This window comes from Aminobacter ciceronei, assembly GCF_014138625.1.
GTDB classification, from domain to species: domain Bacteria; phylum Pseudomonadota; class Alphaproteobacteria; order Rhizobiales; family Rhizobiaceae; genus Aminobacter; species Aminobacter ciceronei.
The window spans coordinates 105,993-121,876 of record NZ_JACJHY010000012.1 but is presented as its reverse complement, the minus strand read 5'-3'; the positions used below and the strand labels follow the sequence as shown (position 1 = coordinate 121,876).

The 15,884-nt window shown below is 63.3% G+C and carries 15 protein-coding genes and 2 pseudogenes; 13 read left to right on the top strand and 4 right to left on the bottom strand.

What is annotated here, in order from left to right; translation table 11 throughout:
- Positions 1–49 precede the first annotated feature (49 nt).
- A complete protein-coding gene (locus tag HNQ95_RS14205) occupies positions 50–931 on the bottom strand; it encodes a LysR family transcriptional regulator (RefSeq protein WP_182574264.1) in 882 nt (293 codons plus the stop codon).
- 176 nt (positions 932–1,107) lie between these two features.
- Here HNQ95_RS14205 and HNQ95_RS14200 point away from each other — a divergent pair, with 176 nt between their 5' ends.
- Positions 1,108–2,604: a CoA-acylating methylmalonate-semialdehyde dehydrogenase gene (locus HNQ95_RS14200; protein ID WP_067956617.1), complete on the top strand. Its 1,497-nt coding sequence runs from the start codon at positions 1,108–1,110 to the stop codon at positions 2,602–2,604.
- 85 nt (positions 2,605–2,689) lie between these two features.
- Here HNQ95_RS14200 and HNQ95_RS14195 read toward each other — a convergent pair whose 3' ends face one another.
- Both HNQ95_RS14195 and HNQ95_RS14190 read right to left on the bottom strand, forming a co-directional pair.
- Positions 2,690–2,917, bottom strand: coding sequence for a helix-turn-helix domain-containing protein (locus HNQ95_RS14195; RefSeq protein WP_067956621.1), 228 nt, complete (start codon positions 2,915–2,917; stop codon positions 2,690–2,692).
- 1 nt (position 2,918) lies between these two features.
- Positions 2,919–3,467 (bottom strand): hypothetical protein, encoded by a 549-nt coding sequence (locus tag HNQ95_RS14190; RefSeq protein WP_182574265.1) that lies wholly within the window; start codon positions 3,465–3,467, stop codon positions 2,919–2,921.
- A gap of 79 nt (positions 3,468–3,546) precedes the next feature.
- Between HNQ95_RS14190 and HNQ95_RS14185 the strand changes: the two genes are divergently transcribed.
- The gene (locus tag HNQ95_RS14185) at positions 3,547–4,140 is read left to right on the top strand and encodes a hypothetical protein (RefSeq protein WP_067956625.1); all 594 of its coding nucleotides are present in this window, start codon (positions 3,547–3,549) and stop codon (positions 4,138–4,140) included.
- 160 nt (positions 4,141–4,300) lie between these two features.
- Positions 4,301–4,621, top strand: a complete 321-nt coding sequence (locus tag HNQ95_RS14180) for a hypothetical protein (RefSeq protein WP_246340713.1) — start codon at positions 4,301–4,303, stop codon at positions 4,619–4,621.
- Positions 4,622–4,635: 14 nt separating this feature from the next.
- Here the strand turns inward: HNQ95_RS14180 and HNQ95_RS14175 are convergent, their stop codons facing one another.
- Complete coding sequence (locus HNQ95_RS14175; RefSeq protein ID WP_067966034.1) at positions 4,636–5,283, bottom strand: GntR family transcriptional regulator; 648 nt, start codon at positions 5,281–5,283, stop codon at positions 4,636–4,638.
- Positions 5,284–5,398: 115 nt separating this feature from the next.
- On the opposite strand from HNQ95_RS14175, the gene HNQ95_RS14170 reads away from it, so the two are divergent.
- From HNQ95_RS14170 to HNQ95_RS14130, 10 genes and pseudogenes are all read left to right on the top strand, one after another.
- Entirely contained in the window at positions 5,399–6,292 is an 894-nt protein-coding gene (locus tag HNQ95_RS14170) for a dihydrodipicolinate synthase family protein (protein ID WP_067956627.1), read from the top strand.
- 34 nt (positions 6,293–6,326) lie between these two features.
- The gene (locus HNQ95_RS14165) at positions 6,327–7,580 is read left to right on the top strand and encodes an NAD(P)/FAD-dependent oxidoreductase (RefSeq protein ID WP_067956629.1); all 1,254 of its coding nucleotides are present in this window, start codon (positions 6,327–6,329) and stop codon (positions 7,578–7,580) included.
- Positions 7,581–7,594: 14 nt separating this feature from the next.
- The gene (locus tag HNQ95_RS14160; RefSeq protein ID WP_067956631.1) at positions 7,595–8,596 is read left to right on the top strand and encodes a 4-hydroxyproline epimerase; all 1,002 of its coding nucleotides are present in this window, start codon (positions 7,595–7,597) and stop codon (positions 8,594–8,596) included.
- Between the two features lie 345 nt (positions 8,597–8,941).
- Positions 8,942–9,844 carry a branched-chain amino acid ABC transporter permease gene (locus HNQ95_RS14155; RefSeq protein ID WP_067956635.1) on the top strand — a complete coding sequence of 301 codons (903 nt, stop codon included), beginning with the start codon at positions 8,942–8,944 and terminating at the stop codon, positions 9,842–9,844.
- Positions 9,845–9,848: 4 nt separating this feature from the next.
- A complete protein-coding gene (livM, locus tag HNQ95_RS14150; RefSeq protein WP_067956637.1) occupies positions 9,849–11,444 on the top strand; it encodes a high-affinity branched-chain amino acid ABC transporter permease LivM in 1,596 nt (531 codons plus the stop codon).
- Positions 11,444–12,310: pseudogene (locus HNQ95_RS34175) on the top strand (ABC transporter ATP-binding protein); the annotation flags it as partial. The gene livM and the pseudogene HNQ95_RS34175, both read left to right, overlap by 1 nt.
- Before the next feature lie 915 nt (positions 12,311–13,225).
- Positions 13,226–13,480: pseudogene (locus HNQ95_RS34170) on the top strand (helix-hairpin-helix domain-containing protein); the annotation flags it as partial.
- On the top strand, positions 13,477–14,205 hold the full coding sequence (locus tag HNQ95_RS14140; protein ID WP_067956640.1) for an ABC transporter ATP-binding protein: 729 nt from the start codon (positions 13,477–13,479) through the stop codon (positions 14,203–14,205). The pseudogene HNQ95_RS34170 and the gene HNQ95_RS14140, both read left to right, overlap by 4 nt.
- A gap of 11 nt (positions 14,206–14,216) precedes the next feature.
- Positions 14,217–14,564, top strand: coding sequence for a DUF6867 family protein (locus HNQ95_RS14135; RefSeq protein WP_182574266.1), 348 nt, complete (start codon positions 14,217–14,219; stop codon positions 14,562–14,564).
- Between the two features lie 136 nt (positions 14,565–14,700).
- On the top strand, positions 14,701–15,816 hold the full coding sequence (locus HNQ95_RS14130; RefSeq protein WP_067956644.1) for a branched-chain amino acid ABC transporter substrate-binding protein: 1,116 nt from the start codon (positions 14,701–14,703) through the stop codon (positions 15,814–15,816).
- The last annotated feature ends 68 nt before the right edge of the window (positions 15,817–15,884 follow it).

Here is a 15,884-nt window from a genome sequence, read left to right as displayed (position 1 = left end):
CGGTTGGAGTACCGACGTTAGCGGATGTGTGAGCTTGTCGGAAGGCTGTTCAGATGAACAGCGCCCGCTCGCGTTCCACAGCTTTGGTGATGAAGCCCGCCACCGTCTGGATGCGGCGCAATGGCCGGACGGACTCGTGATAGACAAGCCAGTAGGCGCGGCGGATTGGCGGGATCGCCGTTACCGGCACGATGTCGGCAATCCTGCGGGCAATGAAGGTGTGCAGTATGCCGATGCCAGCGCCTGAGCGCACCGCCTCGACCTGCCCGAGCGCGGACGAAATCGAGAAGGCGGACTCCCATGACGGGCTGAACTCGGCGGCGTAGTCGAGCGATGAGCTGACCACGAGGTCGGGTACGTAGCCGATCAGGCGGTGGGCCGAAAGCTCGGGACGCGAGGTGGGGAGGCCGCATTGTTCGACATAGGCGCGGGAAGCAAACAGGCCGAGCGAATAGTCGACAAGCTTTGCCGCCACCAGTCGGCCTTCGCTCGGCCGCTCGGTGGTGATGGCGATATCTGCCTCGCGCCGCGACAGTGAAAATGTCCTTGGGACCGGAACGAGCTGGATGCGCAGGTCGGCGTGCTGGGCGGTCAGCGTGCCCAGGCGTTGCGCCAGGAAGGCAACGCCGAATCCGTCAGGCGCGCCGATGCGCACCGTGCCCGACACTTCGTCGCCTTCGCCCGAAATTTCGGCGCGGGCAGTCAGCATGTCGGCTTCCATGCGCTCGGCGACTTCGAGGAAGCGCTCGCCGGCGGGCGTCAGTTCGCTGCCGGTGGTCAGCCGGCGGAAGAGTTTTGTCTTCAGCGCCTCTTCGAGGGCTGCCACGCGCCGAGATACGGTTGCGTGGTTGAGCTCGAGCCGCCGTGCCGCACCGAGGATCTGGCCGGTGCGCGCGACGGCGAGGAAGATGCGGACGTCATCCCAGTTCATCGGTGGTTCCGACCTCAGGCGAAGGGCTACGATCCGTGCACCCTACTATGCATGAAATCGCATTCAAGCTCCCGTCGTACTTTATTTTCTGCACAACGGTTGCGTTCACCCTCGCGTTGCAAAGGCGCGCGTTAAGCGGGACAATGAGCCATCAACAAAGAATTGGGAGAGAAGCAATGGTCGATTACGGTCATTTCATCGGCGGCAAGCATGTCGCCGGCACCAGCGGGCGCAAGCAGGACGTGCTGCAGCCGATGGACGGTTCGGTACGCGCCACGGTGGCACTTGCCTCGGCGCAGGAACTGCGCGCCGCCGTCGAGAATGCCAAGGCAGCACAGCCTGCCTGGGCGGCCACCAATCCGCAGCGCCGCGTCCGCGTGCTGATGAAGTTCCTGGAGCTGGTGCACAAGGAATACGACTCGCTGGCCGAGCTTCTGGCGCGCGAGCATGGCAAGACCATTGCCGACGCCAAGGGTGACATCCAGCGCGGCCTTGAAGTTGTCGAAGTGTGCATTGGCGCTCCACACATGATGAAGGGCGAGTTCACCGACGGCGCCGGCCCCGGCATCGACGTCTACTCGATGCGCCAGGCGCTCGGCGTCGTCGCCGGCATCACTCCGTTCAACTTCCCGGCGATGATCCCGCTGTGGAAGATCGCGCCGGCGATTGCTTGCGGCAACGCCTTCATCCTGAAGCCGTCAGAGCGCGACCCGGGCGTGCCGTTGCGCATCGCCGAACTGTTCCTCGAAGCCGGCCTTCCGGCAGGCATCCTCAACGTCGTCAACGGCGACAAGACGGTTGTCGACGCGATCCTCGACGATCCCGACATCAAGGCCGTCGGCTTCGTCGGCTCGACGCCGATCGCCCAGTACATCTACAGCCGGGGCTGCGCCAACGGCAAGCGCGTGCAGTGCTTCGGCGGCGCCAAGAATCACATGATCATCATGCCCGACGCCGACATGGACCAGACCGTCGACGCGCTGATCGGGGCCGGCTACGGCTCGGCCGGCGAGCGCTGCATGGCGATCTCGGTGGCCGTTCCCGTCGGCCACGACACCGCCGAACGGCTGATGGAAAAGCTGGTCCCGCGCGTCGAGAGCCTGAAGGTCGGCCCGTCGACCGACTCGTCCGCCGACTTCGGCCCGGTCGTCACGCGTGAGGCGCTGGAGCGCATCAAGGGTTACGTCGACATCGGCGTCAAGGAAGGCGCCAAGCTCGTCGTCGACGGCCGCGGCTTCAAGATGCAGGGCTACGAGAACGGCTTCTATATGGGCGGCTGTCTGTTCGACCATGTGACCGCCGATATGCGCATCTATAAGGAAGAGATCTTCGGCCCGGTTCTCTCGGTGGTGCGCGCGCCGACCTACGAGAACGCCATCAAGCTGGCCAACGACCACGAGATGGGCAACGGCGTGGCGATCTTCACCCGCGACGGCGACGCCGCCCGCGATTTCGCTTCGCGCGTCCAGGTCGGCATGGTCGGTATCAACGTGCCGATCCCGGTTCCGATCGCCTACTACACCTTCGGCGGCTGGAAGGCTTCGTCCTTCGGTGACCTCAACCAGCACGGTCCGGATGCGTTCCGCTTCTACACCAAGACCAAGACGGTGACCTCGCGCTGGCCGTCGGGCGTCAAGGACGGTGCGGAGTTCGTCATTCCGACGATGAACTAAGCCCAACGGCGTGGAGTTCATCATCCCGACGATGAACTGACCGTTTCTAGCGGGAAAATGAACGGGCGCCCATTGGGCGCCCGTTTTACGTTCCGTCCTCTTCTTCCGGTCCCGGCTGGTACTCCAGCAGGTCGCCCGGCTGGCACTCGAGCTCGGCGCAGATGCGGGCGAGCGTCGAAAACCTGACACCGCGCACCTTGCCGGACTTCAGCAGCGACAGGTTCTGCTCAGTGATGCCGATCTTGGCGGCGAGTTCCTTGGAACGCATCTTGCGGCGCGCCAGCATGACGTCGAGATTGACGATGACCGGCATGTCAGACGAACCGCTTGTTGTCGTCGTCGACCTCGGCGGCCACCGCAAGGAGGTGGCCAAAGACGATCAGTATGCCCGACAGGATCAGGGCCAGCAGTTCGTGCGTGCCGAAGCTGATCGCCAGGAACCGCTGGCCGGCCGGCATGTCGAGGCTGACGATGAGCGAGACCAGCGGCGGGGCCAACGCCATGGCGATCGCGTTGGTCAGAAAAGCCACGCCTGACAGGCGCATCAGGCGCGCGCTTTCTGCGCCGACGATGTCATGCAGGCCGATCTCGCGGAACGCCGCCCGCAGCGTCTGCAGCGCCCATCCGAGCAATCCGGCCTGTGCGAGAAATGCCGCTGCCAGCAACAGCATCGTCGAGGTCGAGAACTGCGGCGGCTTGGGAAGTGCCAGCCTTTCGATCACGAACGTGCCGATCCAGGTCGGGTCGGACCAGGCCAGTACCAGCCCGTAGAGGACGAACAGGCCGAGAATGGCCATCAGCACGAGGATGAGCTTTTCCATGCGCCGGCTCAGCAAACGGGCACGCTCGCGGGCAGTCTCCATTCCGGCCTCTCAAATTCTGTTTGCAAAAATTATCGTAAAACAATAAGTCAGTGCTGTCAAACAACCATATGGAGGCATTATGTCGGTGCGTGGACGTTCGATTGCAGGGCTGGCCTCGCTGTTGACGCTGTCTGCCTGCGCTTCGCTCAATCCGATGGCGCTGACCAGGCTCGCAGCCCTTGATCCTCTAGAGATCGCGCCGGAGCAGATGAGCGTCGCAGCCGTCATGCCTGTTCCGCTCAAGCTGCGCACCGGCGATGTCGTGCTACATTTCGCGATGGAGGCGCCGGCACCTTATGGACCGGTCAACGAGGCCTTGCCGCTCGAAATCGTATCAGGCGACAATGCGCCGGGCGTGTCGGCCAGCCCTTCCTTCGAAAGGATCCAGGTCGCTCGCGTCGCGCAGGCGGACCTGGCCCGGCTCGCCGCCGCGCAGGCCAAGGCGCGCGCTTTCAAGGCGACCGGCCGGAAGGACGGCAAGGGCAGCATATCCGTGACGATCAAGGGTGGATGCCGCGACGGTGCCATCAACCCCGGCGCGCTCGCGGCAGAGATTTTCATGCGCAGCCAGGCGGACGAACTGTACTTCCTGGTGTCGTCGGTAAACCTGAGAAAACTGCTGACGGACGACGCTATCGCAAAGCTGCCATTGTGTGATCCCCGACAGGGCTGACGTGCCGCCGCTTGTTGCGGCGGTGTGCAGCAATATGCCCCGGGTGCGAGGGCCTGCACGGAATGACGGAAGGCCCAATGCTTCCGGGGCTTCCACTGGCCCTTCGTGTTAAGATGGGTCGTTACCTTCCCGCACAGATGCGGCGGCAAGGAGGTGTCGAATGGCGCTCGCGCCCGCATTCCACACAAGCGGGCTGGCGGCCGTCGGCTTGGCGCTGATGCTGCCGGCCACCCCGGCAGTTGCAGAGCTGTTCTGCAGCGACCATGACGCGATCGTGGCCGGCCTGACGGACAGTTTTCACGAGCGGCGCCTTGGTTACGGCGTCGCCAGCGACGCGGCCATCGTCGAAATCTACATCTCCGCCGATGGCACCTGGACCGTGCTGTTGTCGGATGTCAGAGGCCGCAGCTGTGTGCTCGCCGCCGGCGACGGCTGGGAGAGCGCCGCTGATGAAGTCAGGGAAGCCGAACCGAGACATTGATCGATCATGCGGCCTTACCGCGTCGCTGCCGCCTCGGCATGGGCGCGCAGCATCGCCATCAGCCGCTCGGCTTCCTGCGCTGCACTTTCCTCGTCGTGCTCAAGGATCGAGCGGATCAGCGCGACGTGGTGTTCTGCGGACGCGGCGAGGCCGGTGTCACGCTGATAGCGGAACCAGAAACGCCGGCTGTGGGTCTGCAGGGGTGCTGCGAGGCGGGCGGCGAAATCGTTGTCGGCGGCAAGGGCGAGCGCCTCGTCGAGCGCCTTGTCGGCCGCGAGGAAGCCGAGCACGTCGGCTGCGATCACTGCTTTCTGCATCGCAAGGGCTGCGGCATGGAACTGGTTGGCGGCATCGCGGGTGACGAAGCGCGCCGCCGAGCGAGCAAGCACGACCTCGATGCCGCGGCGCGCGTCGAGCACGCGCAGCCAGTCGCCGGGGTGCAGCGGCGCAATCGCCAGGCCGGCGCGCGGCCTGATCTCGACCAGTCCTTCCCAGGCCAGGCGCTGGATCGCCTCGCGCACCGGCGTGCGGCCAAGGCCAAGCCTGTCGATCAGAGAACCTTCGGTGGCAATGGTCCCAGGGGCGAGTTCGAGGGTGACGATGAGCCGTTCGAGCTCGTGGTAGGCCCGTGTCGCAGCCGGTTCCAGTTTCTCAGCTTGCATGACCGAATCTCTTGAAAGCGCAATGATATATTTTTGATATATCAGATGCGATTGCCGATTGACAATGTTGGTCGCCTCGTCATACATCACTGATATATCAGATGGAGAGAGCGCCATGTGGGCCGGAGTCATCCCAGCAGTCACCACCAAATTCACGGCGGACGATCGCCTCGATCATGCCGAAATGGAGCGCTGCTTCGCGCTGCAGATGGAGGCCGGATGTGACGGCCTGATCGTCGCCGGCTCGCTCGGCGAGGGCCCGATGCTCTCGCATGACGAAAAGATCGAGGTGCTGAAGACCGCCCAGAAGGTCGCCGCCGGCAAGCCGGTGCTGCTGACGGTCAACGAGGCCGGCACCCGCGAGGCGGCGGCCATCGCCAAGCGCGCCTCTAGGGAAGGCGCGTCCGGCCTGATGGTGGTGCCGAGCCCGATCTACCACACCAACCCGGAAGAGACGGTGGCGGCCCTTCGCGCCGTGGCCGAGGCCGGCGACCTGCCGGTCATGATCTACTCCAACCGCCTCGCCTACCGCGTCGACGTCACCGTCGACCAGATGGAGGAACTGGCGTCCGACACGCGCTTCGTCGCGGTCAAGGAATCGTCCGACGACATCCGCCGCTCGACCGAGATCATCAACCGCCTGGGCAACCGCTACGACCTGTTCACCGGCGTCGACAACCTCGCCTTCGAGGCTCTTTCGGTCGGCGCCATCGGTTGGGTTGCAGGCCTCGTCGTCGCCTTCCCGCGCGAGACCGTCGCCATCTACCAGCTGATGAAGCAGGGCCGGCGCGAAGAGGCGCTCGCCATCTACCGCTGGTTCCGCCCGCTGCTCGACCTCGACGTCTCGACCTATCTGGTCCAGAACATCAAGCTTGCCGAGGTGCTGGCGATCGGCTCCCACGATCGTGTGCGCATGCCGCGCAAGCCATTGTCGGGCGAGCGCCGCAACGCGGTCGAGAAGATCATCAAGGACGCCCTGGAAGTCCGCCCCAAGCTGCCTTCGTTCTGATCTGGTAAGGGCAGGGCTCGGAGGGGAGCAAGGCATGAGTGCAGCGGTCGACGAGATCGACATTGCCATCATCGGCGCCGGCATCGTCGGCATCGTGGCGGCTGCCTATCTCGCCGAGGCCGGGCGCAAGGTGACGGTCTTTGACCGCACCGGCGTCTGCGAGGAAACCAGCTCCGGCAATGCCGGGGCGTTTGCGTTCTCCGATGTCCTGCCGCTTGCGCACAAGGGCATGATGCGCAACGTACCGAAATGGCTGGCCGACCCGCTTGGCCCGCTGACCATTCCACCTGCCTACCTGCCCAAGCTTGCGCCATGGCTCTTCCGCTTCTGGCGTGCCGGGGCGCCCGCCAACTATGAGGCGAGCCTTGCCGCGCAGGCCGGGCTGATGAAGCTCGCCGAGCAGGAGTGGGCGTCGCTGATGGCGCGCTCGGGTACCGGCTCGATGCTGCGCGAGGACGGTTCGCTTGAACTCTACGAGCGTGAGGCGGAGTTCAAGGCGGCATTGCCGAGCTGGGCGGCGCGTGACCGCTTCGGCATCGCCTACCGGCATCTCGAAAAGCACGAACTCGCAAACTATCAGCCCGGGCTGGCCGACCGCTTCACGCGTGGCACCTTCGTGCCCGGCTGGAAGACGGTGTCCGACCCGAAGGATCTCGGCAAGGCGATCTGGCGTCATGCCGAGGTCAGCGGCGCTTCCTTCGTCAAGGGCGATGTCGGGCTTGTCCGGCCGGCTGGTGACCGCATCCTGATCCAGCTCAAGCAAGGCCGCACGCTGTTCGCCCGCCAGGTGCTGATCGCTGCCGGAGCCTGGTCGCATCTGCTCGCCCGTCAGCTCGGCGACGTCATCCCGCTCGAAACCGAGCGCGGCTACAACACGACGCTCCCCACCGGTGCTTTCGACGTCAAGCGACAGCTGATCTTCTCCGGCCATGGCTTCGTCATCACGCCGCTTGCCACCGGCCTGCGCGTCGGCGGCGCTGTCGAGCTGGGCGGCATCTCGCGGGCGCCGAACTATGCGCGGTCGAAGGCGATGCTGGAGAAGGCGCGCAAGTTCCTACCGGGTCTCGATACTTCGGGCGGGCGCGAATGGATGGGCTTCCGCCCGTCGCTGCCCGATTCGCTGCCGGTCATTGGCGGCTCGCGCAGCCAAGCCGGCGTCCACTACGCTTTCGGCCATGGTCACCTTGGCCTCACCCAGGCGGCGGCCACCGGCCGGCTGGTGCGCGAGCGCATGCTGGGTCAAAAGTCGGCGATCGATCTCACCCCCTTTTCCGCCCAACGTTTCTGACGCAAGGTATCATCATGGCGCGCCACTCCTTTTTCTGTATCGACGGCCACACCTGCGGCAATCCGGTGCGGCTGGTGGCGGGCGGTGGCCCCCGCCTCGAAGGCGCGACGATGATGGAACGTCGGGCGCATTTCCTTGCCGAATACGACTGGATCCGCACCGGGCTGATGTTCGAGCCGCGCGGCCATGACGTGATGTCGGGCTCGATCCTCTATCCGCCGACGCGCGAGGATTGCGATGTCGCCATCCTGTTCATCGAGACGTCGGGCTGCCTGCCGATGTGCGGCCACGGCACGATCGGCACGGTGACGATGGCGATCGAGCACGGGCTGATCAAGCCGAAGACGCCGGGCACGCTGCGCCTCGACACGCCGGCCGGCCTCGTGATTGCCGAGTACAGGCAGGTCGGCGATTATGTCGAGGAAGTGCGCATCACCAACGTGCCGTCCTTCCTTTATGCCGAAGGGCTTTCGGTCGAATGCCCTGTACTCGGCGAGATCAGGGTCGACGTCGCTTATGGCGGAAATTTCTACGCCATCGTCGAGCCGCAGGAAAACTACCGCGACATGGCCGACTACACCGCCGGCGATTTCATCGCCTGGAGCCCTGTCGTGCGGCAGCGGCTGAACGAAAAATACCAGTTTGTGCATCCTGAAAATCCCGGCATCGACCGGCTGTCGCACATGCTGTGGACGGGTGCGCCGAAGCATGCCGAAGCGCATGCCCGCAACGCGGTCTTCTATGGCGACAAGGCGATCGACCGCTCGCCTTGCGGCACCGGCACCTCGGCGCGCATGGCGCAGCTTCACGGCAAGGACAAGCTCAGGGCGGGTGACGATTTCGTGCACGAATCGATCATCGGTTCGCTGTTCAAGGGGCGGGTCGAGCGCGAGGTCGAAGTGGCCGGCAAGAAGGCGATCATTCCCTCGATCGGGGGGTGGGCGCGGATGACCGGATTGAACACCATCTTCATCGACGATCGCGATCCGTTCGCGCATGGGTTCATAGTCAAATAGTCGTATGGCAGGGAGCTGGAGCAGCCAATATGTCTAGACATTCATAGGAAAGAGACCATCGGCAAGACGCAAGAACCTGTTGCTGTTACGTATCTTGGCGCTACATTCTTCGATAATGGCGCGCAAAATCACCGGAAACGGCAAAGACATTGCGTTGAGCCAATGATAGGTTTCGCGATAGTCCAGGGCCTGGACAACAAAAAACAGAGGCGGCGGAAAACGCTGTCCGGCAAGCCGCAACGGGTTGAAGAATCACGTTGCAATCCAGGCTCGAAACTTTAGGACTAGGGGAAATATCAAAAGGAATGCGTGCATCGCGCGACATTCCAGGGGAGCCGCATCCATATGCAATATTTCGTCCAGCAGCTGGTCAATGGGCTGACGCTGGGGTCCATCTATGGCCTGATCGCGATCGGCTATACGATGGTCTACGGCATCATCGGCATGATCAATTTCGCCCATGGCGACATCTTCATGCTCGGGGCGTTTACAGCCCTGATCGTGTTCCTGATCCTGGGCGCCATGTTCTATTCGGTGCCGGTCGTCATCGCCCTGCTGATCATGATGGTCGTGGCGATGCTCCTGACCAGCCTCTACAACTGGACGATCGAAAAGGTGGCCTATCGGCCGCTGCGCGGATCGTTCCGCCTAGCGCCGCTGATCACCGCCATCGGCATGTCGATCGCGCTGTCCAATTTCGTTCAGGTCACCCAGGGTCCGCGCAACAAGCCGATCCCGCCAATGGTCAGCCAGGTCTACGATATCGGCGGCATCTCGATTTCGCTGAAGCAGATCATCATCGTCGTGGTCACCGCCCTGCTGCTCGCTTTGTTCTGGTACCTCGTCAACAAGACCTCGCTCGGCCGCGCCCAGCGTGCCTGCGAGCAGGACCGCAAGATGGCAGCTTTGCTCGGCATCGACGTCGACCGCACCATCTCCATCACCTTCATCATGGGTGCAGCCCTTGCCGCCGTCGCCGGTACCCTGTTCCTCATGTATTACGGTGTCGTTGCCTTCTCCGACGGTTTCGTGCCCGGGGTCAAAGCCTTCACGGCGGCGGTGCTTGGCGGCATCGGCTCGTTGCCGGGAGCTGTCATTGGCGGCCTGATGATCGGCTTCATCGAAAGCATGTGGTCGGCCTACTTCTCGATCGACTACAAGGACGTTGCAGCGTTCTCGATCCTCGCCATCGTGCTCATCTTCCTGCCCTCCGGCATCCTTGGCCGGCCCGAAGTCGAGAAGGTCTGACAACATGGCCAATATCGCCCAAGCTTCACGCGAAGAGACCGCCAGCCCATTGCAGCACGGCCTTCGCGAGGCCTTCTATGCGGGTATCATCGCGTTTGGCCTTTTCTTCCTCTTCATCGGCCTCAAGACCGACCAGAACATCAGCAACGAACTGGTCCTCGTTCCGCGCTGGGGCCTGCTTACCATCGTCGTCGGTCTGGTCATGCTCGGCCGCTTCCTCTACGTCGCCTATGCGCAGCCATTCATGGCGCGACAGAAGATCGTCGATGTCGCCAGCGGGCTGCTGCCAGACAGCGTGGCGACGCGGTTCTTCCGCTTGCCCTACTTCATTGGGGCGCTGGTCGTCGCGGCGGTGCTTCTGTTGTTCGCCGGCTCGCTTGACGGGATTTTCGGTTCCGGCCTGGCTGGTTACCTGCGCTTCTTCCGCGCGCTGGCGATCATCTATGCGCTGGCCTCGGTGCTGTTCTACTTCCGCGCCTTCATCCATAACCACTTTTCGGCCCTCGGCGTCGGCGTCCTGATCGCCTATCCAATCGTTGTCGTCCTGATCCTGGCGCTCTTGACGGGTTCGATGGCTGGCGGCTTCCAGGGTTCGCTCAAGTGGGTCGACAATTTCGGCATCCAGATCCTGATCTACGTCATGCTGGCCTGGGGCCTGAACATCGTCGTCGGTCTCGCCGGGCTGCTCGATCTCGGCTACGTCGCTTTCTACGCCGTCGGCGCCTATGCCTACGCGCTTTTGGCAACGCAGCTCGGCTGGTCGTTCTGGATCCTGCTGCCGGTGGCCGGCATCATGGCCGCCTTCTGGGGCGTCATCCTCGGCTTCCCGGTTCTGCGGCTTCGAGGCGACTATCTGGCGATCGTCACGCTCGCCTTTGGTGAGATCATCCGCCTCGTGCTGATCAACTGGCGCGAAGTCACCAACGGTGCTGCCGGCATCTCCGGCATCCCGAAGGTCAGCTTCTTCGGGCTGATGTCGTTCAACGTCTCCGATCCCAACTACATCGCCAAGGTGCTCGGCATCGCCCAGTCCGGCGCCTACTACAAGATCTTCCTCTACTACCTCATCCTTGGCCTGGCGCTGCTGACTGCCTTCGTCACCATACGCCTGCGCCGCATGCCGGTCGGCCGCGCCTGGGAAGCGCTGCGCGAGGACGAGATCGCCTGCCGTTCGCTCGGCATCAACACCACCACCACTAAGCTCACCGCCTTTGCGACAGGCGCCATGTTCGGCGGTTTCGCCGGCTCGTTCTTCGCCGCGCGCCAGGGCTTCGTGTCGCCTGAATCCTTCGTCTTCCTGGAATCGGCGATCATCCTGGCTATCGTGGTGCTCGGCGGCATGGGGTCGCTGGTCGGCATCGCGGTCGCGGCCGCGGTGATGATCGGCGGCACCGAGATCCTGCGCGAGATGGAGTTCCTCAAGCACGTTTTCGGGCCGGACTTCACGCCTGAGCTTTACCGCATGCTGCTGTTTGGCATGGCGATGGTCATCGTGATGCTGTGGAAGCCGCGAGGTTTCGTCGGCAGCCGCGAACCCACGGCCTTCCTGCATGAACGAAAAGCTGTCTCCAGTTCCTTCACCAAGGAAGGACACGGCTGATGAACGCGAGCGCATCCATGAGCAAGCCGATCCTGCAGGTCGAGCATCTGTCGATGAAATTCGGTGGCCTTGTCGCCATCGGCGACCTGTCCTTTGAGGCCAAGCGCGGGGAAATCACCGCGCTGATCGGCCCGAACGGTGCCGGCAAGACCACGGTCTTCAACTGCATTACGGGCTTCTACAAGCCGACCGAAGGCATGATCCGGTTCAACGGCCGCGAAGGCGGGGAATTCCTGCTCGAGCGCATGCCGGACTTCCAGATCACGGCCAAGGCCAAGGTCGCGCGTACCTTCCAGAACATCCGGCTGTTTTCGGGCATGACGCTGCTCGAGAATCTTCTGGTTGCCCAGCACAACAAGCTGATGAAGGCCTCCGGATTTACCGTCATGGGCCTGGTCGGCCTTGGCGGCTACCGCAGGGCGTCGGCTGAATCAGTCGAGCTTGCCAAGCATTGGCTCGAAAAGGCCGAACTGCTCGACCGTGCCGACGATCCGGCGGGCGACCTTCCCTATGGCGCACAACGCCGCCTCGAGATTGCGCGCGCCATGTGTACCGGACCAGAGCTGCTTTGCCTCGACGAACCGGCGGCCGGCCTCAACCCTAAAGAGTCGCTGGCACTCAATACGCTGCTCAACGACATCAAGGACAACACCGGCACGTCGATCCTGCTCATCGAGCACGACATGTCGGTGGTCATGCAGATTTCCGACCACGTCGTGGTGCTGGAATACGGCCGCAAGATTTCCGATGGCGACCCGATGTCGGTCAGGACGGATCCGAAGGTCATTGCCGCCTATCTCGGCGTCGACGACGAAGAGGTATCCAACGTTCTGGTCGAGGTTGGCGACGAGCAGGTCATCGAAGAGCTCGAAGGCATGCCGGATCCGGCCCATGGACCTGGTTCGTCTTCGTCGATGATGGCCGGACCGGTGAGCGACACCATTGGCCACAGCGATGATCATGGCGAAGTCGTCTCGGTCTCCAAGGGCGCATCGAAAGCCAGTCAGGTTGAAGTGCAGGCTGCAAGGGCAGCCGCCGCGTCTGCAAGCCAGATGGCTCCCGCCGGAAAGGCGACGAAGGCCAAGCCTGCGGCTGCACCAGCCGCGGGGTTGATGTCTGCGCCGGTCAAGCCTGCGCCCAAGGCGGCAGCCGGCAAGGCATCCGCTGCTGTTGCTGCCAAGTTAGCGGCAAAGGCTGAGACGAAGCCTGCGGCCAGGGCAAGCAGGCCTGCGGTCGTGAAAGAGGCGGTCAAGCCCGCGGCCAAGGCAGCGCCGGCACCTGCAAAGCAAGTCGCCAGGGGGGATGCGCCGAAGGCTGCTGCCAAGACAACGACCAAGGCCCCGGCGAAGGCTGCTCCGGCAGCCAAGCCAGCCGCTGTATCGGCCAAGCCGGTTGCCAAAGCCACGAACGCTGCGAAGTCGACCAGCACGGCCACGCCGCCGGCGAAACCGGCTGCCAGGGCGACACCAGCCGCGAATCCTGCTACCAAGACAGCAAAGGTCGTAAAGTCTGCAGTCACGGCCACGCCGGCACCAAAGGGCAGCGCCAAGCCTGCCCCGGCTGCCAAGCCAGCGGTCGCCAAAGCCGAAACGAAGACGCCAGCAAAACCGTCATCAACGGCTGCGACAAAGGCGCCCGCCAAGCCGGCTGCGAAGGCTGCGGCCAAGCCGGCTGCCAAACCTGCGGCGTCAACGCCCAAACCGACTGCCGCCAAGCCGGCGGCGTCCAAACCTGCCGCCGCGAAGCCCTCAGCTCCGAAGACCATCTCCAACGTACTTGCCGCTCCGCGTGGCGGCGTTGCCGACCGGCTCATCGCGATCAAGGGCATCGGGCCGGTCAACGAAAAGAAGCTCAACGAGCACGGTATCTTCCATTTCGACCAGGTGGCGGCGTGGAAGAAGTCGGACATCGCGGCGGCCGAGGCCTATCTCGCCTTTGACGGCCGCATCGAACGGGAAGACTGGGTGGGGCAGGCCAAGGCGCTGGCGCGTGAAGCGGCCAAGCCGGCGAAAGCCAAGCGCGGAGGTGGCAAGTGACGGCTAAGACCTTGCTCGACATCAAAGGTGTCGAGACCTACTACGGCAACATCCGCGCCCTCAGCGGCGTCGACGTCGCTGTCAATGAAGGCGAGATCGTCGCGCTGATCGGCGCCAACGGCGCTGGCAAGTCAACGCTGATGATGACCATCTTCGGTACGCCAAGGGCGCGCCGCGGCACCATCACCTTCGCCGGAACCGACATCACCGACATGCCGACGCACGAGATCGCGAGGTTGCGCATCGCGCAATCGCCCGAGGGCCGGCGCATCTTCCCGCGCATGACGGTGATGGAAAATCTTCAGATGGGCGCAAGCCTCGACAACCTCAAATACTATGATGAGGACGTCGAGAAGGTGTTCACGCTGTTTCCACGTCTCAAGGAGCGCATCGGCCAGCGCGGCGGCACGCTTTCCGGCGGAGAGCAGCAGATGCTGTCGATCGGCCGCGCGCTGATGGCTCGACCCAAGCTGCTGCTGCTCGACGAGCCTTCGCTCGGTCTGGCGCCGCTGATCGTGAAGCAGATCTTCGACGCCATCCGCGAGCTCAACCGCACCCAAGGGCTGACCGTGTTCCTTGTCGAGCAGAACGCCTTCGGCGCGCTCAAGCTGGCGACGCGCGGCTACGTCATGGTCAACGGCGTCGTCACGATGAGCGGCACCGGCAAGGATCTGCTCGCCGATCCCGAGGTTCGCGCAGCCTATCTCGAAGGCGGCCGTCACTAGGAGACACCATCATGCACGGCATTCTCTACGAGGAAGCCTCGATCTGGCAGTTCCTGTTCGTCAGCTGCCTGCTGGGTGGATGGGCGGCCTGGATGACCGGACGCGCCTGTGCCCAGACCTGGCGCAGCTACGCGCTGCTCGTGTTGTACATTCTGGGGCTTGGGCTCGGCGTACGCTTCATCCACCACGCGCTGTTCGAGGGCACCATGTTCTCGCTGCAGTACTATATCGTCGACACCGTCATATTGCTGGTTTTTGCAACGCTTGGTTACAAATACACCCGCACCAATCAGATGGTGAAGCAATATCACTGGCTCTATGAAAAGGCCTCGCCGCTTTCTTGGCGCGCCAAGTCTTGAGGGGGTTCTAACGCGCCGATTCGCCAATGAATCGGCGTGACAACTGCCGGAAAATCGGCAAACTCACCTTTCTGCGATATGGGTGGGCATCGCATGAAAGAACATCCACGCCCACTCAACTAATGGGAGTGTTTCAATGAAAAAGTCACTTTTGTCGGCTGTTGCACTGACCGCGCTTGTGGCGTTCAGCGGCAGCGCATGGGCCGATATCATTGTTGGCGTCGCTGGCCCGATCACCGGCCCGAACGCAGCCTTCGGAGCGCAGCTCCAGAAGGGCGCCGAGCAGGCGGTTGCCGACATCAACGCCGCGGGCGGCATCAACGGCGAGCAGATCAAGCTGGTTGTCGGCGACGACGTTTCCGATCCGAAGCAGGGCATCTCGGTCGCCAACAAGTTCGTCGCTGACGGCGTCAAGTTCGTGGTCGGTCACTTCAACTCGGGCGTCTCGATTCCGGCTTCGGAAGTCTACGCCGAGAACGGCATCCTCGAAATCACCCCGGCTGCGACCAACCCGCAGTTCACCGAGCGCGGCCTGTGGAACACCTTCCGCACCTGCGGCCGTGACGACCAGCAGGGCGCCATCGCCGGTGCATATCTGGCTGAGAAGTTCAAGGACGCCAAGATCGCGGTGATCCACGACAAGACGCCTTACGGCCAGGGTCTGGCTGACGAAACCAAGAAGGCGATGAACGCTGCCGGCCTGACCGAGGTCATGTACGAAGGCGTCAACATCGGCGACAAGGATTTCTCGGCACTCATCGGCAAGATGAAGGAAGCCGGCGTCACCATCATCTATTGGGGCGGCCTACACACCGAAGCCGGCCTGATCATCCGCCAGACGGCTGACCAGGGCCTCAAGGCGAAGCTGGTTTCGGGCGATGGCATCGTCTCGAACGAACTCGCCTCGATCGCTGGCGACGCTGTTGCCGGTACCCTCAACACCTTCGGTCCCGATCCGACGCTGAACCCGACGAACAACGCGCTGGTCGAAAAGTTCCGTGCCGCCGGCTTCAACCCCGAGGCTTACACCCTCTACTCCTACGCAGCGATGCAGGTCATCGCCGAAGCTGCCAAGAAGGCCGGTTCGGTCGATCCGCAGGAAGTGGCGAAGGCAATGAAGGCGAACACCTTCCCGACCGTGCTTGGCGACATGGGCTTCGACGAGAAGGGCGACCCGAAGCTGCCCGGCTACATCATGTATGAATGGGTGAAGGGCGACGACGGCAAGTACACCTACAAGCCGCAGAAGTAATTTCAGCAGGGTCTGCTGATGTGAGATGCCCGGCGCGAAAGCGTCGGGCATTTTTTTGTGCCGTGGAA